Source organism: Chryseobacterium sp. MEBOG07, assembly GCF_021869745.1.
Classification (GTDB): domain Bacteria; phylum Bacteroidota; class Bacteroidia; order Flavobacteriales; family Weeksellaceae; genus Chryseobacterium; species Chryseobacterium viscerum.
This window is the reverse complement of sequence record NZ_CP084579.1, coordinates 2,291,151-2,309,789: the sequence shown is the minus strand read 5'-3', so window position 1 is coordinate 2,309,789 and position 18,639 is coordinate 2,291,151. Positions and strand designations below refer to the sequence as shown.

The 18,639-nt window shown below is 36.5% G+C and carries 19 protein-coding genes and 1 pseudogene; 6 read left to right on the top strand and 14 right to left on the bottom strand.

What is annotated here, in order from left to right; genetic code table 11:
- Positions 1–53 precede the first annotated feature (53 nt).
- From LF886_RS10545 to LF886_RS10535, 3 genes and pseudogenes are all read right to left on the bottom strand, one after another.
- On the bottom strand, positions 54–869 hold the full coding sequence (locus LF886_RS10545) for a hypothetical protein (RefSeq protein ID WP_236854059.1): 816 nt from the start codon (positions 867–869) through the stop codon (positions 54–56).
- 10 nt (positions 870–879) lie between these two features.
- On the bottom strand, positions 880–1,389 hold the full coding sequence (locus tag LF886_RS10540) for an RNA polymerase sigma factor (RefSeq protein WP_236854058.1): 510 nt from the start codon (positions 1,387–1,389) through the stop codon (positions 880–882).
- A gap of 152 nt (positions 1,390–1,541) precedes the next feature.
- Positions 1,542–3,169, bottom strand: a pseudogene (locus tag LF886_RS10535) (NADP-dependent glyceraldehyde-3-phosphate dehydrogenase).
- A 225-nt stretch (positions 3,170–3,394) separates the two neighbouring features.
- Between LF886_RS10535 and tpx the strand changes: the two are divergent.
- Positions 3,395–3,967: a thiol peroxidase gene (tpx, locus tag LF886_RS10530; RefSeq protein ID WP_185145129.1), complete on the top strand. Its 573-nt coding sequence runs from the start codon at positions 3,395–3,397 to the stop codon at positions 3,965–3,967.
- A gap of 114 nt (positions 3,968–4,081) precedes the next feature.
- Here tpx and LF886_RS10525 read toward each other — a convergent pair whose 3' ends face one another.
- The 4 genes from LF886_RS10525 to LF886_RS10510 all read right to left on the bottom strand — a co-directional run bounded on the left by LF886_RS10525 (position 4,082) and on the right by LF886_RS10510 (position 6,885).
- Positions 4,082–4,840, bottom strand: coding sequence for an NAD-binding protein (locus LF886_RS10525; protein ID WP_236854057.1), 759 nt, complete (start codon positions 4,838–4,840; stop codon positions 4,082–4,084).
- An 82-nt stretch (positions 4,841–4,922) separates the two neighbouring features.
- Complete coding sequence (locus tag LF886_RS10520) at positions 4,923–5,489, bottom strand: hypothetical protein (RefSeq protein WP_236854056.1); 567 nt, start codon at positions 5,487–5,489, stop codon at positions 4,923–4,925.
- Between the two features lie 47 nt (positions 5,490–5,536).
- Entirely contained in the window at positions 5,537–6,100 is a 564-nt protein-coding gene (locus tag LF886_RS10515; RefSeq protein ID WP_236854055.1) for a hypothetical protein, read from the bottom strand.
- 65 nt (positions 6,101–6,165) lie between these two features.
- Complete coding sequence (locus LF886_RS10510) at positions 6,166–6,885, bottom strand: TonB-dependent receptor plug domain-containing protein (RefSeq protein ID WP_236854054.1); 720 nt, start codon at positions 6,883–6,885, stop codon at positions 6,166–6,168.
- Between the two features lie 574 nt (positions 6,886–7,459).
- Between LF886_RS10510 and LF886_RS10505 the strand changes: the two genes are divergently transcribed.
- On the top strand, positions 7,460–7,834 hold the full coding sequence (locus LF886_RS10505) for a helix-turn-helix domain-containing protein (protein ID WP_236854053.1): 375 nt from the start codon (positions 7,460–7,462) through the stop codon (positions 7,832–7,834).
- Positions 7,835–8,397: 563 nt separating this feature from the next.
- Here LF886_RS10505 and LF886_RS10500 read toward each other — a convergent pair.
- Positions 8,398–9,108, bottom strand: coding sequence for a DUF6261 family protein (locus tag LF886_RS10500; RefSeq protein WP_236854052.1), 711 nt, complete (start codon positions 9,106–9,108; stop codon positions 8,398–8,400).
- Between the two features lie 28 nt (positions 9,109–9,136).
- Between LF886_RS10500 and LF886_RS10495 the strand changes: the two genes are divergently transcribed.
- The 3 genes from LF886_RS10495 (at position 9,137) to LF886_RS10485 (ending at position 11,158) form a co-directional block, all read left to right on the top strand.
- The gene (locus LF886_RS10495) at positions 9,137–9,400 is read left to right on the top strand and encodes a hypothetical protein (protein WP_236854051.1); all 264 of its coding nucleotides are present in this window, start codon (positions 9,137–9,139) and stop codon (positions 9,398–9,400) included.
- A 134-nt stretch (positions 9,401–9,534) separates the two neighbouring features.
- Positions 9,535–10,830, top strand: a complete 1,296-nt coding sequence (locus LF886_RS10490; protein ID WP_236854050.1) for a hypothetical protein — start codon at positions 9,535–9,537, stop codon at positions 10,828–10,830.
- 28 nt (positions 10,831–10,858) lie between these two features.
- Positions 10,859–11,158 carry a hypothetical protein gene (locus LF886_RS10485; RefSeq protein WP_236854049.1) on the top strand — a complete coding sequence of 100 codons (300 nt, stop codon included), beginning with the start codon at positions 10,859–10,861 and terminating at the stop codon, positions 11,156–11,158.
- 302 nt (positions 11,159–11,460) lie between these two features.
- On the opposite strand, the gene LF886_RS10480 is transcribed toward LF886_RS10485, so the two are convergent.
- From LF886_RS10480 to LF886_RS10455, 6 genes are all read right to left on the bottom strand, one after another.
- Positions 11,461–12,222, bottom strand: coding sequence for an MBL fold metallo-hydrolase (locus LF886_RS10480; protein WP_236854048.1), 762 nt, complete (start codon positions 12,220–12,222; stop codon positions 11,461–11,463).
- Positions 12,223–12,452: 230 nt separating this feature from the next.
- Entirely contained in the window at positions 12,453–12,995 is a 543-nt protein-coding gene (locus LF886_RS10475) for a Crp/Fnr family transcriptional regulator (protein WP_236854047.1), read from the bottom strand.
- 16 nt (positions 12,996–13,011) lie between these two features.
- On the bottom strand, positions 13,012–14,997 hold the full coding sequence (locus LF886_RS10470) for a urocanate hydratase (RefSeq protein WP_236854046.1): 1,986 nt from the start codon (positions 14,995–14,997) through the stop codon (positions 13,012–13,014).
- A gap of 250 nt (positions 14,998–15,247) precedes the next feature.
- Positions 15,248–15,541: a hypothetical protein gene (locus tag LF886_RS10465; protein WP_103234119.1), complete on the bottom strand. Its 294-nt coding sequence runs from the start codon at positions 15,539–15,541 to the stop codon at positions 15,248–15,250.
- A 49-nt stretch (positions 15,542–15,590) separates the two neighbouring features.
- On the bottom strand, positions 15,591–16,577 hold the full coding sequence (locus LF886_RS10460; protein WP_236854045.1) for a 2-hydroxyacid dehydrogenase: 987 nt from the start codon (positions 16,575–16,577) through the stop codon (positions 15,591–15,593).
- A gap of 332 nt (positions 16,578–16,909) precedes the next feature.
- Positions 16,910–17,560, bottom strand: coding sequence for a protein-L-isoaspartate(D-aspartate) O-methyltransferase (locus LF886_RS10455; RefSeq protein WP_103234121.1), 651 nt, complete (start codon positions 17,558–17,560; stop codon positions 16,910–16,912).
- A 116-nt stretch (positions 17,561–17,676) separates the two neighbouring features.
- On the opposite strand from LF886_RS10455, the gene LF886_RS10450 reads away from it, so the two are divergent.
- On the top strand, positions 17,677–18,639 hold the full coding sequence (locus LF886_RS10450) for a Gfo/Idh/MocA family protein (protein ID WP_236854044.1): 963 nt from the start codon (positions 17,677–17,679) through the stop codon (positions 18,637–18,639).

Below are 18,639 nucleotides of genomic sequence, written 5' to 3'. Positions count from 1 at the left end.
TTTTACAACTCAAGTTTTTAAAGATAGAAAATTTGCAGAAGATAAAATAATTTCTAATTCAGTTTATTTAATGCTCTCTGCAATGATCCGAAATCAAGAAAATCCAGTTTCGCTCCTGCTATTATGATGATTAAAAGTACAACTGTCAGGAATACAATGATAAAAATATACATGGATGCAAACCATATCACAGTGTTCACTACATTTCCTTTAATTCCAAACTTGTTCATGAAAAATTTCTGTGAACGCTCAAACCATGTTCCTTTCTTTTTGGTTAAAGGTTTTACTTCAATATCATTGAGCTCATCTACAAGGCGTACTACATCATCTATATACCTTCCATACATATAATAGATCCAATACTTTATAATAAAGGCAACCAGCAACAGAGTAATCAGAAGACTTATTCCGAAGATGGCCAGGTTATACTCCATGTCAAAATGAAAATTAATTTTGATAAGGGACAGAATGAAACCAAGGGGTATGTAGGAGATATAATAGGAAATGTAAATTTCTTTCGAGATAAGAAGCTGTGTTTTAAGATTGAATAAATCGTAATTCGTATTGATGCTGTTTTTCCGAAGCAGCTTATACAATTTCCGAAAACGGGAATAAAAATAAACTATAAAAGCGAGCGTCAGGATGGTGACGAATGCTGATATGATTCTAATATTAGAATCTGTAGAAGCAAATGGAAAATTGGTCAAAAGTAAAGGCAGTGTAATGACCATCAGCCAAAATTCAGTTTCCATATTGATTTTCAGCATCTGCAACGGAGAATGTATTTCTCTCTGCTTTTCCAGAGAAATTTCAGGAGACTCCTGTCCTGTATCTTTATTCCAAAGTTCTTTAAAGTTTTCTAACTCCATGTCTTATCTTTTAATTGGAACCTCCCCCTTGTCTGGTAATGATCTCTTTCAGTTTTTCTTTTGCCCTTTTCAATTTCACCCGTGTATTCACTTCGGTAATTCCCAGCTGAACAGAAATTTCCTTTCCCGAAAAGCCTTCTAAAAAGAAAAATATAAGGGCCTTATCAATAGGGCTCAACTGATGGATGGCTTCATACATCAGTTTCATATTCATATCATCTGTATCATTATAAGGTTCCTGCCGAACGCCCAATCCATCTATATTCTGGTTCTGTATAAAACTACGTTTTTTTTCACTTCGCAGAAAAACAATTGCTGTATTCAGCGCAGTTCTATACAACCATGTTGAGAAATCACTTCTCTTTTGAAAATCACCGTATGATTTCCAAGCCTGGTAGATGATCTCCTGATAGAGGTCATTCTGATCGTCCTTATTATCCATATACATTTTAGAAATCTTGAAAACAACACCTTTGTGCTTTTCAATTTTCTCTAAAAATTCTTTTTCGGGTGAAGACATGATTTACACACTGATCCTTAGGTGATATTTACAAAAACACACCTTATTATAACACAAAACTCTAATTTCCGGCATTAAGTTAAAAAAATCCTCAAAAAACACAGTAGTTTATTGAGGATTTTTATTTATGTTAAATACGATACCGTTTAGAATCAGAAAATATAATCGGTGCTTAAGAAGTTGGAATCATGGTCTCTGACGATAGTATTGAGTAATTCTTTGTTAGAATCTGTCAGTTTTGCAGCAACTAAAGAACGGATAGAGAATGAACGAAGTGCATCAAAAACAGAAAGCGTTCCTTCAGCACTATCTTTTCTTCCTGTAAAAGGAAAGACATCCGGTCCGCGCTGTGCCTGACAGTTGATATTGACACGGCTTACAAGGTTTACAAAAGGATCAATGAGCTTTGCAACTTCATGCGGATCTTCACTGAAAATACTCACCTGCATTCCGTGGGATGCATTCACCTGGTATTCTATCGGTTCTTCTATGTCCTCAAACGGAACAACAGGAATCACAGGACCAAACTGCTCTTCATGATACAGCTTCATATCGCTGTTTACAGGATATACCACTGCCGGGAAAACAAAAGACTGTTCTGTATACCCACCATCTTTATTCAAAACTGTAGCTCCTTTTTGTAAAGCATCCTCTATACATTCTTTCAGATAAGGAGGTTTATTCACTTCAGGAAGCGGAGTTACTTTCACGTCTTTTTCCCATGGCAGTCCAGGTTTAAGAGCAGATACCGCTTCACTTAGTTTCTTGGTAAATTCTGCTGCAACTTCTTTCTGTACAAAGATCAGCTTCAATGCTGTACAGCGTTGTCCGTTGAAGGAAAGCGCTCCCAGAATACATTCACTTACCGCTACATCCAGATTTGCATTTTTGGTAACAATGGCTGCATTTTTGCATCCAGGCTCAGAATTGCTCTTAGACGGTTCACTTTAGGGTGCAGTTTTTTCAATCCGTTAGCTACTTTACTTGATCCGATGAAAGCTAACACATTCACTTTTCCACTTTCCATGATCGGAGTAATGATTTCTGACCCTTTTCCGTATAATGTATTTACAGTTCCTTTCGGGAATGCTTCTTTAAAAGCGTTCAATAAAGGATAGTGAGCCAATACCCCATGTTTTGGAAGTTTGAACAGGATGGTATTTCCCATGATCAAAGCGGGAATAAGGGTGGTGAAAATTTCATTCAGAGGATAGTTGAAGGGTCCCATGCTTAAGACTACTCCAAGCGGAGCTCTTCTGATCTGTGCAATAGTTCCTTCTGCCTGTTGAAAACGGGAAGATTCTCTATCCAAATCTTTCAAGGCATCAATGGTTTGGTTGATATAATCTACAGTACGGTCAAACTCTTTCGTAGAATCGGCCAGTGTTTTCCCGATTTCCCACATCAGCAGCTTAATCACCAGATCTCTCTGCTGGATCATCAGGTATACAAATTTCTGCATGCATTTGATACGTTCTGCCACAGACATTGTAGGCCATTCACCCAGACCGTTATCATAAGCTTTCACACAGGCTTCAAGCACTTCCATCGCTTCATTGGGACCAATATTCGGGATACTTCCCAAAAGCTTTCTTTCCAATCCGTTTTCTGTAGGAATGCATACCGGAGAATAGATTTCTGTCACCTCTCCGTTCCATTCTACCAACTCACCATTCAAAAGATAGGTTTTCTGATGAATAACCGGTACTTTATATTCTTCCGGGATTTCGTTTTCATTTTTAAAAATGTGATGGAATGATGCTGTATTTTCTGAACTCATAAATCTTTCTATTTTTTTAATGTGATAAAATTGAAGCTGCCTCAAAAATCAAACAATTTGACTTTCGTCATTCTGAATGACACTTCGAAACTGCAACGTTTGATAATATAAAGGTAGAAGTAAAATGTTTTGAAAAAAACAATCTGACCATAGATTCGATCTATTTGAATTAAAATTAATCTTAGCTCCTGAAAAAAGAATAATTTAGCTGAAAAATAAATTTTCATGTTTTCAAAATTAGTTTTCAGTACCCTGTTGTTCTTCTCTGCGGTGGGCTTTGCTCAAAAATCCAAAGCAACCAATACTGTTTTAATGGGAGGAAAAGAAGTACATACTTATGCCAAATTGCCGGCCCTGAATAAGCCAGCCCCTAAATTTACCCTTACAGATGTCAATATGAATGATCAGACACTGGATTCTTACAAAGGAAGATATGTCATTCTGAATATCTTTCCAAGTGTAGACACAGGAGTTTGCTCTGCATCTGTACACCATTTCAATGAGGATGCGGGGAATCTTCCCAATACGGTAGTCCTTTGTATTTCCAAAGATTTGCCGTTTGCCCAGAAAAGGTTCTGTGGTGCGGAAGGGATCAAAAATGTGATCATGCTTTCAGATTTCCGTTCAGATTTCGGATGGAACTATGGTGTGGAAATGGTAGATTCTGCGATGAAAGGATTGCTGAGCAGAGCTGTTGTTGTGATAGATCCTTCAGGAAACATTATTTATGAAGAGCAGGTACCGGATATTTCACAGGAACCCAACTATGAAGCCGCTATTGCAGCTGTGGGAAAATAAGCTTTTGCTTTTAATATTATAAAGAGCTCCGGCGATCTTCGATCGCCGGAGCTTCTATTTTACATTCTTTTTTCTTTTTAGTGATCATCAGAATCACTTAATTTCCTGAAGCATTTACAAATGAAAATACCTCGGATCCGGATATTGAAATTCAAAATTCAGATCTGAAATTAATTTTTCGGGTGAAATAATTCGGCCTTCGGTCGTACGTTCTCCCGAATAAGGCAGATCTTTCTGAGCATTGATGATCTCTTCTTTATTGGGATGAACAGGAGCCACCACATTATAGACCTTGGAATGAGATTTATTTTCCAGCATTTTCTCAACAACCGAACAGATATCGGCATAATGAATATGATTCACCAGCAAGTCCAGATTTGAAATATTATAATTCTTTAAAAGGCGCTGATCACCCATTAATCCTGCCAGTCTTAAAATATTGACTTCAGGGAATCTGTTTGCTATTGCACTTTCACTGGGAACATCCTTTGCAGATCGGTCATCTTCTGTAAATTCCTGATCGACATTCGGATATACGCCGGTAGAACTCATCAAATAGAGCTGCCCTTTATAATCTCCCAGAAATGCAAGCAGATTCTGAGCTCTCTCCTGCAATGGAATTTCTGCTCCTCTTACGCCTGCAAAAGGAACGGTAATAATTACAGCGTCCAATTGCGGTGCAATCTCCCATTCTCTTATTGTTTCGGATCTATCGTCTTCAAAACTAATCTGTGTAACGTGATATCCTTTATCTGATAAATCCTGTATTTTAGACTCAGAAGTAGTGGTTGCAAAAATCTCATATTGCCCGGATAATCTTTCTGCAATATGACCGCCCAACCAGCCACAACCTATAATTCCAATTTTTTTCATTCTTCAATGTATTAATTTATTGAGTAAAAAACAACTTATTCCGAATGATAATCATCCATATTACGTGAATTTCAGCATGCTCTTATTTTTTACTTTCAATTACAATCACGCCATATTTACCTCTATCTCCATACAATTTAGTGGCTCCTTCACCGGAAAGTATTTTTACGCTTTTCACTTTATCTCCATTTATCTTTTTCATCTTCTTTTCGTTTATCTTTTTATTATCCAGCAGGATCAACGGTTGTGTAGCCTCAATTTCTTCCTCAGTAGGCATGCCCAGCCACATAGTTTTATTTAATGTATTGTTGATGACTTCTACCCCCTGTAATCCTTTTTTAAAGTCTACTTTCTTTACTTCTTCATCTTTCAATTCCTGTGCATTGGCAGTTGTTACCATTCCACAGGCGGCCAATAATCCTAAGGCTATTTTGGAGGTTAATGAGAACCTTAGATTTCTTCCCAGCTGATCATCTGTAAACCTTCCACAAACCTTTTTATCAGACTTAAAGCTCATTAAAAGTTCTTCATCCGAATAGCCTGTAAAATCTGTTACTGTTTTAGAACAAACCCCACAGAGTTTTCCTTTTTCATCGGTTGTCATCGCTTCCCAATTCTCATGACAGGGTTTTGGTATAGTAAGTTTCATCGTTATTTTTTAGCAGTTATATAATTGTAAATCTGTAATAGAAAATTTTATTTTTCTATGTGTTGTTTTTCTTTCTTCGTTGTAATGACTATCACTCCATCCTCAGCTTCTTTACCGTATTGTTCCAGAATAGTTTTATCTTTAATAATCTTGATACTCTCAATACTCCCTGGGGCCAGCTGTCTATATTCCTCTGCAGAACTCTTTTTATTGTCCAATAAAATTAAGAAATGATTTTTTAGATCTGAAGCCGTGTGTCCTATTATCAACCTAAAAGGCTCCTTTTTAAGTGTATTTTCTTTTGACGCATCAGACACTGTTATTTCCTGAGATTTTGCTTCCTGTGCGTGGAATGTAGACAAACCTCCTCCTGCAATCAGCAGTCCTGCTGCCAGCTTACCGGCTATTGAGAAATTCAGATTCCTGCCTAGCTGGTCTTCCCGGAACCGGCCACATATCTTTTGATCAAAATTAAAATTACTGATTTCCTCGTCAGAAAGATCTGTAAAATCATAAACAGATTGAGAGCAGACAGAACAAAATTTTCCCTTTTCCTCGGGAGTCATATTGTCCCAGTTCTCATGACAAGGCCTGGGTATGGTAAGTTTCATGGTTATTTTTTATACTAATATAAATTAATAATCGGAATGTTGGCACATTGTATTTGAAATATCCTTTATTTCTTATCTTTCCTTTTAGTCGTAATCACGACTACTCCACCTTTTGCTTTTTTGCCATACTTTGCCGTTGCAGAAGCTTCCTTCAAAACATTAACTGTTTTTATTACATTAGGATCCAGTGCTTTTACTTTCTCATAATCGCTTATCTTCCCATCTACAACATACAATGGATTATAGGGTTTTGCTCCGCTTGAAGGTACCCCGCCAATGCGTATTGCACTTATCTCTGGATGCACATTAGGAGAGATCTGGCTGAAAAATATTTTTGGCACATCGGGAACGGCTCCTTTACCTTCCTTTTCTTTGCAGGCTAAAGCATCCATAGACACTACAGAAACTGACCCAAGTAATCTCCTTTCTTTCCTGAATTCAGACAAGACAACGTCCTGTATTTCTTCAATTTTTAAAGTATCATTAGCTTTATTTTGCTGTGCATTCATACGTACCATTCCTCCCGTTATCAGCATGACACCAACTGCAAATTTCACCAATAAAGCATTGATATAGGAATAATGTAGATCCCTGTTAAGCTGTGACGGATTAAAATTCCCACAGATCTCTTCTGTAGCCTTCACAAAAACATCTATGATCTCATCGTCCTGAGTGTTCCTGAAATCTCTCACCGTTTTGGAACAAACGGCACAGAATCTTCCTTTTTCATCTGGGGTCATTGTATTCCAGTTTTCATGACAGGGTTTGGGTATGGTAATTTTCATAGTATTCTTTTGCTTATAAAGATGAGCTTATGGTAGAAAAGGTTGGAAAGGGATATAAAATGTTTTTGTCTTTTAACTTAAGTTGGAAAACGTAAAGGCAAAAAATGATAGTAAAAAGATGCTGTTTTAAGACGCAAAGATTTTATCTCCAATAAAATTAAACACTGTCTATTTTGATCTCTCACAGATTGTGCAGATTAAGCAGATAATATGAAAAGATCTGTGAGGTCTGCGGGAAAATAGTTTAAGAATATTAAGATGAAGCACAACGCTTAAAAAAACATCTTTGATGTTTCCCTTAACTGATCTTCACCACTTCACTCCCTTAATGGTTCAAAAAGATAAACTCAGTTGGAAAACGCAAAGGCGCAAAATGACAGTGAAAATATATCGCTTTAAGACGCAAAGATTTTATCTCCAATAAAATTGATGACGTATCGCCTACTGGAAATCTTTGATTTTCATGTACCTGAAAAAATATATCAACAATAAAAACGTTGCACCTTTACGATTTCCAACAAAAAGAAAGTTTTTTTTCGGGTAATATTTTGCATATTTGTAGAAAATACGGGTCATGCAAAAAGAGAGACTACGCAACGCAAGGAAAGTAAAAGGCTTCACGCAACAACAAGTCGCAGATATCATCGCTACAGATGTATCCAACTACAGCAGAAAAGAAAGTGGAGATGTATCCATACGAAAAGAAGAATGGGAAAAGATTGCCCGCTTCCTGGAAGTTCCTGTGGAGGAAATCTTTGAAGAAGAGGAAGCAAAACAGATCAATCATTTTGAAAACAATACAAACAGTAATAATATTGGAACAGTAAGTGGAAACTATTACTGCAACATACCGGAATTTCTTTTGGAAAACCAGAGAGACTATATAGAAACTCTGAAAAAAGAAAACCAAAGATTACAAGAAGAGATAAAAGTACTTAAGAATAAGTAAAAAGCTCTCAACGCTTTATATAGAACATTAAGAAGATTGAAAGTAATAAGAACTGTAAAATAAAGCACAACGCTTAAAAAACATCTTTGATCTTTCCCTTAACTTATCTTCACCTCTTCAATCCTCTTAATGGTTCAAAAAAAATAAAACTCAGCTATATGCTGAGTTTTTTTGTATCGTAGTTAGGATAAACGCTAAGGCGCAATGGTTATAAAAAACTATCTGTTTTAAGGCGCAAAGATTTTATCTCCGATAAAATTGAATACTAAATATTTTGGTTTCCCTTAACTTATCTTCACCTCTTCAATCCCTTAATGGTTCAAAAAATAAAACTCAGCTATATGCTGAGTTTTATTGTGTCGTAGTTAGGATAAACGCTAAGGCGCAATGGTTATGAAAAACTATCTGTTTTAAGGCGCAAAGATTTTATCTCCGATAAAATTGAATACTAAATATTTTGGTTTCCCTTAACTCATCTTCACCACTTCAATCCCTTAATGGTTCAAAAAAATAAAACTCAGCAATATGCTGAGTTTTTTGTTTCTAAAAGAGCAAACAGTTTCTTAATGCTGCGGTGTAGTATCACCACCCTCTTTCTTTACAAGCGAAGAGTTTTTTGCAGCTTTCACCAGCTCATTGGTATCACTGTACAGCAGCTCCCAGCCTGAGACCTCTTTCATCACCGTGAGAAGATTCATATAAGTTTTCAGTGTTTTTTCAAGATCTTTACGGATGGCGCTCGCGCTGTTCATCAATCGGAGGTCTGCATTCTGCTCGGCCTGTTCTGCAAAAAGCAACTCAAAACTCTGATGCTTTATCCTCATATCAGCAAATGCTATATCCAGAGAAAGTGCAGACAATCTCTGTGTATTTTCGGAGGTTTCCAGCTCTTCTATCAGTTTTTTCATTTGGGCCGTTTGTGAGGAGTAGCTCATTCTGTCAAGATTCAGCCCGAATTTTTTAAATACCTGATACAGCTCTTCTGCGGTTTGATAATAATTGGCAGACGGTAGTTTTCTGTATCCGTTTAGAAAGCCTTTCAGGCTTCTGTAGGCCATGTCTCTTTCCTGATCTGCTGTGGCCACATCTATCCCTTTTCCGCTGTAGATCTGCTTGGTATACACCTTATCATATTCTGCATACGAAGCCACCAAAGTTTCAACAAGAGGATGACTGGTAATAACGGGATATTTGCCGGATTGGGCATTGGAAATAACTCTTTGAGCTAAAGCCGCAAGGTCTTTAGTACTCAGCTTAGTGAGGGCAATTTTCATTTTTGTGTTTTTTGGGATTAATAAATTAATGCTCAAATATAGAAAAAAGTTGTTGGGTTACAAACATACCTGCGACAAACCTCCCGACACCTCCGGAGGTTTCCCACAACTTGCAGGAGACTTCCGGAGATCTCCGGAAGTTCCAAACATATATGTTTTTAACAAACTGAGGACTCCGGAGGTTTGTTTTACTATTGTTTTAGACTTCCTGAGGTGTTGGGAGGTTACAAACAGAATGTTTTGGGGTTGGGAGTTTTTGGTGGTTATGGGAACCCGTAATTTTTTGGATTAAATGTAGTTTATATTTGGTTAAATTTCCGTGAAAATACGGAGATCAATGTATTCCTAGTTAATTACATTTGAAAATTATGTTTTTTGGATTAAAAAATTCAAAAAACTATAAAAATTTAAAAACAATGATATAAGATGAATCAAAATAATGAATTTAATGAATTTATACTAAGAAATCTACCAAATTCTGATTATCAATTAGATTTGGAAATCATAAAGAACCCTCCTAAAGAATATATTGATTATTTTTTTAAAGAATTAAAGAAGCATAAACAATATGAAAAATTAAAAAATGATTTTATCTACGATGAAAAATTAGACATTTTTGCGCAAATTCATAATAGATTTGAATATTCAGAAATTGAAGACTTATCTGAGGAAGAAGTTTTTTTTTATCCATTTCTTAGTAAGGAAGAAATTAAAATAATATTTAATATAAAATCATCCGAAGACTACCTACTCAAATTAAGAGCAGAACAGGTTGAAAATAATATTAGATTGAAAAGAACGTTTAACAAACTTCAAAAAAAAATTGGTGTAAATTGGTCATTCACAAACTATTTTGAATCTAATCAATATAAATATTATTTAAAAAAATTAAAGCCTGATTTAAGAGAAAAGTGCAAAGATATTCCACATGGAACAATTCATTTAAATGATTCAAATGGTTTATGTATAAAAACACCATTTGGAAATATAATTGTTCTATCTTATTCCTTACGTCAGTTTTTGTATTATATGAATATCTTTCATTTCGGACATCAATTGGGCATAAAAGATATTGACACTTTTCATTCATTCATTTTAGCAAATCGTATAAGATTAGGTACTGAATCTTTAGATTTTGAAATTGACCCAAGAGGAAAATTACCAAAATCAATTAAGAGGAAAATCGATTATCTAACTGATTGGCAAATGCTTTTCATAATTGGGCACGAGTATGCCCATCATTATCTCGGACATCTTGAAAATAGTACAATAATGAAATCTTATGATAGAATTAACTACTTGACAAGTAATGTCCAATTCTATACTTACAAGCAAGAATGTGAATTCGAAGCAGATAAAAATGCAATTACAAATACTTTATATAATAAACATGATCAGACTGAGTTGCTTGATGGAGCATTTTTATTTTTTTCATATTTAGATATGTGTGATAAAGTAGAAGATTATTTATTTCCAAAGATTAATTACTCATTAACACATCCTAAGCCATTGGATAGAATACAAAAATTAAGACAATGCATAAATGAAGAAATTGGTTTGAGCACTAGTAATCTTAATAACATCATCGAAAATAATAATAATTTTATTAAAAAATTCTTAAATGAGTTTCTACCATATAACGTAGAAGTTTTAGAAACTGTTGGCTCAGCATATTTACCTAGTTATAAGAAAAAGTATTTAATTGATAGATTAGATTTGTAATAGCTACATAAAATATTAGGAAGTCACCATGGGATTCGAATATAAATTAAAAACAAAACTTACAGACAGACAAACTGCAGAAATTCAGGATTTGTTGGAAAGCTCTGTTCTTTTTGAGAAAAAATATGAATATGCCCATCAGCTGTTCCGGGATTTCAGGCATGCAGAGAACACTGGAAAAATACCTAATATCAGTATTATTTTTGAGGAGGATGGTATTTATATCTGTCAGTACAGCTCTTCTTATGTGTGGACAGATCTCGAAGAGTTGAAAAACTATATAGAAACAGAGTCAATAGAATATGAACTCATCGATTATCAAGACTAGGCTATGGAAAACTTTTCATAGCTTTTTTGTTGGAAAAACGCAAAGGCGCAAAGTTTTTGAGCGTTTTATGGTAAGGCGCGAGAAAATCTAAGATTTCCAGCAAGTGACACATCATCAATTTTATCGGAGATAAAATCTTTGCGTCTTAAGAAAGTTTATTTTAATAACGTTTTGCGCCTTTGCGTTTTCCAATTTGTTTTTACTAAAATGAACCAAGGAGTTTTTCAACCATCCAATTCCTGTTGAGATTCTTCATTACATTTCATTTCATTCAGAATGACAATTTTCCTTACCAATACCGTTTAAGATTCTACCAGCATCGCTCCATCTTTCAAAATCATATACTCCTGTCCTACTTCCTCAGAAACGCTCTTCAAATCATGATCGTCAAACACCTGTGGAATATAGCATTTCTCATGAGCAAACAATCCGTAATGAATGGGCACCAGCTTTTTGGCATGTAGAAGATGGGCTGCTGCAAAAGCTTCTTTCAGATTGAGGGACGCGGGAATGGGGCTGTATTCCAATCCGATGATCTCAAAATTGACAATGACACCGTTTACCGGTAAGAAAGCATAGTCTATGTTTGGATTTTCTTTTCCGAGCTTCCAGAATTGGTTATGCCAGATAGTATCTCCGCCATGAAATATTTTGATAATCCCATCATCTACGATCCAGGAGGATTGTATTTCTCCCACTCCATCCATTGCAAATACAGGTTTGAAGGTGATATTGTTTTCTGTGAAGGTTTCATCAAGATCAAGAACAATGATTTCTACATCATCTACCAACTTTCTTACAACAGATTCCAGTCCTGCATAGACGATCAGTTTTCCATCTTTCTTTAAGCATTTTCGAATCACTCCTTTGTCAAAATGATCGAGATGCAGGTGGGTAAACATAATATAATCTGCCTGTACATACTCTGAAAATTCTAAAAGATTCTCTACAGCATCACCCAAAACGGGTTTATAGTAAGAGAAATCTTCTACCGCGTCTATTAAGATGGTTTTGTGGTGAGAAGTGAGACGAATGCCTGCCCAGTTGAGTTTTTGTATTTCCATATTCTTTTTTCAACAAAGGAAAAAACTTACGGAAGGCAAGACAATAAACAAAAGATAATAAATGAGGATGTTTTGAGGATGGAAGCTTGGGGATGGAGGATGGAAGTGATTGAGATAATAGAACAACTATTCCTTCTTTTTTATTTGAAATAATCTACCAATTATTAAACCTACAGAAGATCTGAAGACTGAGAGTAACTTCCAACTCCCCTCATCCAGCTTCCAGCTTCTTACAAAATCCTCTTTCTGATTCGGCTTAAAGAGATAGGCGTAATCCCAATATAAGAAGCCAGATATTTCAGAGGAATATTCTGAATATAATGAGGTTTGTTCTTCAGCAAGTATTCATAGAGATCCTGCGGAGTGTTTTTCAGCAGAAGCATTTCTCTCTTCATAGCAGCATTGAGTTTTCTGCTCAGATAGTAATTCTGAACGAAACGGCAGTGTGGATTTACAGCGAACATATCTTTCACCTCATCTAAGGTGATTTCCCATGCCAGTCCGTTGTTGATAGATTCGTAGACAGCATCGGAGCTTTTTTCTTCAACGGTAAAAATATCACCGGGAAAGTAGAATTCTGCACAGATCTCGGTGTCAATATCCGATGTGCTGTTGATGTAATATTTACGGACAAGCCCATCTTCTACAAGATAGGCTTTGTCGTCCGGAAATATGTTTTTCTTTGAAAATTCAACCTCAGCAAACTTCCCCCATACAGGATCACTATCCTCTACGTTCAGGTGTGAAAACAGTTTTTTGTTGATCGTTGCCAATGCTGAATTCTATATATTACAGTAAGTTTTCGTCTACAAGATTTGGAATCGTCACCTTCAAGTTCGGTTCTGCTTCCATGGCTCTTTTAATGGCGAAAATAGCGCCTTCGTTTCTTGCCCAGCTTCTTCTTGAGATTCCGTTGTTCACGTCCCAGAAAAGCATAGACTTCAGTCTTCTGTCGGCATCATCGCTTCCGTCCAACAGCATTCCGAAACCTCCGTTGATTACTTCTCCCCAGCCAACGCCACCACCATTGTGAATGGAAACCCAGGTAGCCCCACGGAAGCTATCACCAATCACATTGTGAATCGCCATATCTGCTGTGAATCTTGATCCGTCATAGATATTGGAAGTCTCTCTGTAAGGGGAATCTGTTCCCGAAACATCATGGTGGTCTCTCCCCAATACTACAGGTCCTATTTCACCGTTTCTAATGGCTTTGTTGAAGGCTTCTGCAATTTTCATTCTTCCTTCTGCATCTGCATAAAGGATTCTTGCCTGAGAACCTACAACCAGTTTATTTTCCTGCGCTCCTTTGATCCATTGGATATTGTCTTTCATCTGCTGCTGAATCTCTTCAGGAGAATTTTTAACCATTTCTTCTAATACTGCACATGCAATATCATCTGTTTTCTGCAGGTCTTCCGGATTTCCACTGGAACATACCCAACGGAACGGTCCGAAACCATAATCGAAACACATAGGTCCCATAATATCCTGGACATAACTCGGATATTTGAATTCTCTTCCCAATGTAGGATTATCCGCCATTACATCAGCTCCGGCTCTGGAAGCTTCCAATAAAAAGGCGTTTCCATAATCGAAGAAATACGTTCCTTTCGCTGTATGTTTGTTGATAGCTGCAGCATGTCTTCTCAATGTTTCCTGAACTTTTTCTTTAAATAATTCAGGGTTTTCAGCCATCATGGTATTGGATTCTTCAAAACTTTGTCCTGCAGGATAATACCCTCCAGCCCAAGGATTGTGAAGTGAAGTCTGGTCTGACCCGATATCGATTCTTAAATCTGACTGATCAAATTTCTCCCAAACTTCAACAATATTTCCAAGGTAAGCCAAAGACACCGTTTCTTTATTGTCCTGCGCTTCTCTTACTCTTTTTACCAGTTCATCAAGATTTTCATAGATCTCATTCACCCACTTCTGATCGTGACGAATTTTGGTGATTTTAGGATTCACTTCGGCACATACGGTAACACAGCCAGCGATATTACCCGCTTTTGGCTGAGCACCACTCATTCCTCCTAATCCTGACGTTACAAAAAGTCCTCCTTTTGTCTCTTTTTTTATTTTTCTGAAAGCATTTAACACCGTAATCGTTGTCCCGTGAACAATCCCCTGCGGACCGATATACATATAACTTCCCGCGGTCATCTGTCCGTACTGGGTAACTCCCAATGCATTGAACTTCTCCCAATCATCCGGTTTTGAATAGTTCGGGATCATCATTCCATTCGTCACAACTACTCTTGGTGCATCTTTATGAGAAGGGAAAAGCCCCATCGGATGTCCCGAATACATTGTCAACGTCTGCTCATCTGTCATTTCTGAAAGATACTTCATCGTTAAAAGGTACTGTGCCCAGTTTGAGAAAACAGCTCCGTTTCCACCGTATGTAATCAGTTCGTGAGGATGCTGTGCCACTGCATAATCCAGATTGTTCTGAATCATCAGCATAATCGCTTTCGCCTGCTCAGATTTTCCGGGATAGTCTGTAATAGGTCTCGCCTTCATTTCATAATCCGGACGGAAACGGTACATATAAATCCTTCCATAATCTTCCAGTTCCTGCTTAAATTCAGGAATCAGCTCTGCGTGAAACTGAGGATCAAAATAACGTAAAGCATTCTTCAATGCCAGTTTTTTCTCTTCTTCTCCTAAAATTTCTTTACGCTTCGGAGCATGGTTGATATTGGTCTCGTATGGTTTGGGTTGTGGCAGCTGATTAGGAATCCCCTGCTGTATCTGTTCTTGAAATGTCATATTGCTATTTAAAGGTCTATGTTGAAACAATGTTTGAAGTTTTAAAGATATTCAAATTAGAAAATATAGGCAAGGGGGTAAGCTAAATAGCGAAGGGAATACATTTGCTTTTTTACAAAACTAATGAAGATTTGATATTAAATATTATATTTGAAAAGATGCACCTCAATTCCCTACCAAAAGAAGTCCTTATTCAACATAAAAAAACCTTACTGAAAATCAATAAGGCTGGTTTGTTTTTCGTAAAAATTTAGGTTAAAACATCATCGTTTTCTTCTTCATGGTCGTCTTCATTATCGCTGAGACTCCAATAATTGTTCTCTTCATCTTCTTCTCCTATTTCTTCCATTTCATCATCATCTTCTGTGCCGGGGATATCTAAACCTTTATCAATTTTATCCTCGTCAAAATCTTCTTCTAAAATAGGATTACCATCTCCATCAAGCGAAATGTGCTTTTCTTTCTTAAATATATCTTCATTAGGGTTATAATCCATTTGTTCTAACCTCTTGTTTTGTTCATTAATATTTTTCTCTGGTGCCATGATATGTAAGGTTTTAGGTTTATATAGTCAGAACAAAAATAATTCCAAGTTATGATGCATGATCAGAATAAACGTCCGGATTTGCACAATAAGGCATTTTTTCCTTTTTTGAAAAAGCAATAATATTTCCTGCAGCCAGTCTTGCCATCCCGTTACGGGCTTCAACAGTAGCAGATCCAATGTGCGGAAGAATACAAACACTTGAAAGCCCAAGAATAGGATCGTCCGATGACATTGGCTCCGGATTGGTAACATCCAAGCCAGCTCCCCATATTTTCTTATCTACCAACGCCTGATATAGATCTTTCTGATTGTGAAAACCTCCTCTAGCCGTATTAATAAAAATAGAGTCCGATTTCATCTGTTCAAATAGTGTATAATTGAATAATTCTTTATGCTCAGGGGTAAAGTTGGCATGAACACTCAATACATCTGAGTTTTTGATCAGCTCTTCGAAAGAAACATAAGCTGCTCCCAATTCTCGTTCTGCTTCTTCATTATGATTTCGGTTATGATAAATGATATTCATCCCAAAAGCTTTCTTTGATTTCTCTGCCATTTCATAGCCGATTCGCCCCAATCCGAAAATTCCCAGCGTTTTTCCGTACAGTTCCTGTCCCAAAGCATGCAAAGGGTCAAATGCATTCCAGTTTCCGTCTTTTACTTTCTGGAAATTATAACTGGCTCTTCTTGCCACAGACTGCATCAGTAAAAAGGCTACATCTGAAGTAGCTCTGCTCAAAACATCAGGGGTATTTCCAATTGGAATATGCCTTTGTGTGGCCTCTTTTATTTCCACATGATCAAATCCTACAGAGTATAAAGCAATAGCTTTGACATTTGGGCAGGCATCAAAAAATTTCTTATCATATTTAAAGTCACCGCCTACGTTTAGGATGGTATCTGTATTTTTACAATAGCTCAGCCATTCTTCGTGAGAAAGGTTTTCATTTTCCGATAATATAATTTCCAGGCCTGCTTCTTCCAGCATTTTAATTCCTGTTTCTGGAATTCTTTTATTGATAAAAACTTTCATTATACTGTTGTTTGATGATTGTAAATAAAAAACCTCACTCGCAAAAAGTAAGGTTATTGAACTTTAATATTAAAAATTTATTTCTTTTCATCTGAATGTTTGTTCAGTATCTATTTTATTTTTTCCTGATAAGGAATTTTAAGATCGAGGGGTTTTAATTCCATCAATTTTCATTCCGAAATGGAGTTAAAAGATTTTAAATTTTGGCTAAAGCCTAGTGAGTTTTTATTAATGAAAAACGGACTAAAGTTCGTTCTTATTGATAAGATAGGTTTACTAAAGAATTGGTGTTTGAGACCAGTTCTTCTACCAGTTCCGTTCTATTGATAAAATTATTGATTGGTATTTCCCAACATCGGAACAAATTTATACGCTCCGAATTCTTCTTTTTCAAATTCTGTAGGACCTACTTTCGTAAACCTGAATAAAACCTGCTCATCCGTTGGCCCTAATGGAATGACCATAATTCCTCCAATGTTCAATTGTTTCAACAGTTCTGTAGGGAGTGTGGAAGCTCCGCAGGTAACGATAATTCTATCAAAAGGAGCAAAAGTAGGCAATCCGGCAAAACCATCCCCAAAGCTTTGAAACTTCGGATAGAGATGCATCTCTCTGAGTTTCTTTTTTGAAAAATCAAACAGATCTTTCTGCCTTTCCACTGTATATACATGAGCTTTCATTGCCAATAAAACTGCGGTCTGATATCCGCACCCTGTTCCTATTTCCAAAACTTTTTCACCTGCCTTTACCTTTAACAGCTCAGACTGCTCTGCCACCGTGGAAGGGTGGGAAATAGTCTGGTGTGCCAGAATTGGGAAAGCCCTGTCTTCATAGGCAAAATCTTCAAAAATACTTTCGATAAAAAGGTGCCTCGGAACTTCACTCATCGCCCGAAGTACATTTTCATCCGAAATTCCAATTCTGTGTCGAAGATATTCAACTAAAATCTTTCTTTTTCCTTTATGTACAAACGAATCCTGCATTTGACAAAAGTAAGAAATTAGAAATTAGATTTCCTAAATTGAAGAAAAGAATTATCCACAAAAACTGCTTCTACAATGTAACATCTTTCTTATCTTTACAAAAATTTAATACAGCTATGTTAAAAGCAGGTTTGGTAGGTGCCGGACACTTGGGAAAAATACATTTAAAACTTCTTAATCAATCAGATAGATATGAATTTGTAGGTTTCCACGATAAAGATGTTGAAAACGGAAAGAAATTAGAAGCCGAATTCGGATATAAATATTTTGAAAATTTTGATGAATTATTGGACCAGATTGACATGCTTGATATTGTCACTCCGACAGTTTATCATTATGATTATGCATTAAAAGCGATTGAAAAACGTCTCCACTTCTTTATTGAAAAACCGGTTACCCAGACTCTTGAGCAGGCAGAAGAAATTCTTCGTTTGTGCCAGGAAAATGGTATCAAGGCGCAGGTAGGACATGTTGAGAGATACAATCCGGCTTTCATTGCGACTAAAGAATACATCAGCAATCCGATGTTCATTGAAATCCACAGGCTGGCTGAGTTTAATCCTCGTGGTACAGATGTTTCTGTGGTATTGGACCTTATGATTCACGATCTGGATATTCTATTGAGTATGGCGAAATCCAAGGTTAAAAACATCCATGCAAGCGGTGTTTGTGTAGTAAGCAAGACTCCGGATATTGCCAATGCAAGAATAGAGTTTGAAAACGGATGTGTAGCCAACCTTACTACTTCAAGAATTTCTATGAAAGCCATGAGAAAAAGCAGGTTCTTCCAGAAAGATGCCTATATTTCCGTAGATTTCCTTGAGAAAAAAGCTGAAGTTATCAGAATGAAGGATGCTCCTGAAAGCCCTACTCCATTTGATATGATCATTGAGAACGCTGATGGAGAGAAAAATCAGATCTTGTTTGAATATCCGAATATTCAGCCTAACAATGCTATTCTTGATGAATTAAATTCTTTTGCGGATGCCATCACAGATGACAAAAATGTAGAAGTATCTCTTGAAGACGGAACTGAAGCACTAAAAATTGCTCTGCAAATTATGAAGCTTATCAGCTAA

Excerpts from the sequence above, each read along its gene's own strand:
- LF886_RS10480 (WP_236854048.1), bottom strand. The coding sequence starts at position 12,222 with ATGGAAATACAAAAACTCAACTGGGCAGGCATTCGTCTCACTTCTCAC.
- LF886_RS10495 (WP_236854051.1), top strand. The coding sequence starts at position 9,137 with ATGCTCAAATATAGAAAAAAGTTGTTGGGTTACAAACATACCTGCGAC.
- LF886_RS10505 (WP_236854053.1), top strand. The coding sequence starts at position 7,460 with ATGCAAAAAGAGAGACTACGCAACGCAAGGAAAGTAAAAGGCTTCACG.
- LF886_RS10500 (WP_236854052.1), bottom strand. The coding sequence starts at position 9,108 with ATGAAAATTGCCCTCACTAAGCTGAGTACTAAAGACCTTGCGGCTTTA.
- LF886_RS10485 (WP_236854049.1), top strand. The coding sequence starts at position 10,859 with ATGGGATTCGAATATAAATTAAAAACAAAACTTACAGACAGACAAACT.
- LF886_RS10470 (WP_236854046.1), bottom strand. The coding sequence starts at position 14,997 with ATGACATTTCAAGAACAGATACAGCAGGGGATTCCTAATCAGCTGCCA.
- LF886_RS10490 (WP_236854050.1), top strand. The coding sequence starts at position 9,535 with ATGAATCAAAATAATGAATTTAATGAATTTATACTAAGAAATCTACCA.
- LF886_RS10460 (WP_236854045.1), bottom strand. The coding sequence starts at position 16,577 with ATGAAAGTTTTTATCAATAAAAGAATTCCAGAAACAGGAATTAAAATG.
- LF886_RS10465 (WP_103234119.1), bottom strand. The coding sequence starts at position 15,541 with ATGGCACCAGAGAAAAATATTAATGAACAAAACAAGAGGTTAGAACAA.
- LF886_RS10510 (WP_236854054.1), bottom strand. The coding sequence starts at position 6,885 with ATGAAAATTACCATACCCAAACCCTGTCATGAAAACTGGAATACAATG.
- LF886_RS10455 (WP_103234121.1), bottom strand. The coding sequence starts at position 17,560 with ATGCAGGATTCGTTTGTACATAAAGGAAAAAGAAAGATTTTAGTTGAA.
- LF886_RS10520 (WP_236854056.1), bottom strand. The coding sequence starts at position 5,489 with ATGAAACTTACTATACCAAAACCCTGTCATGAGAATTGGGAAGCGATG.
- LF886_RS10450 (WP_236854044.1), top strand. The coding sequence starts at position 17,677 with ATGTTAAAAGCAGGTTTGGTAGGTGCCGGACACTTGGGAAAAATACAT.
- LF886_RS10515 (WP_236854055.1), bottom strand. The coding sequence starts at position 6,100 with ATGAAACTTACCATACCCAGGCCTTGTCATGAGAACTGGGACAATATG.
- tpx (WP_185145129.1), top strand. The coding sequence starts at position 3,395 with ATGTTTTCAAAATTAGTTTTCAGTACCCTGTTGTTCTTCTCTGCGGTG.
- LF886_RS10540 (WP_236854058.1), bottom strand. The coding sequence starts at position 1,389 with ATGTCTTCACCCGAAAAAGAATTTTTAGAGAAAATTGAAAAGCACAAA.
- LF886_RS10545 (WP_236854059.1), bottom strand. The coding sequence starts at position 869 with ATGGAGTTAGAAAACTTTAAAGAACTTTGGAATAAAGATACAGGACAG.
- LF886_RS10525 (WP_236854057.1), bottom strand. The coding sequence starts at position 4,840 with ATGAAAAAAATTGGAATTATAGGTTGTGGCTGGTTGGGCGGTCATATT.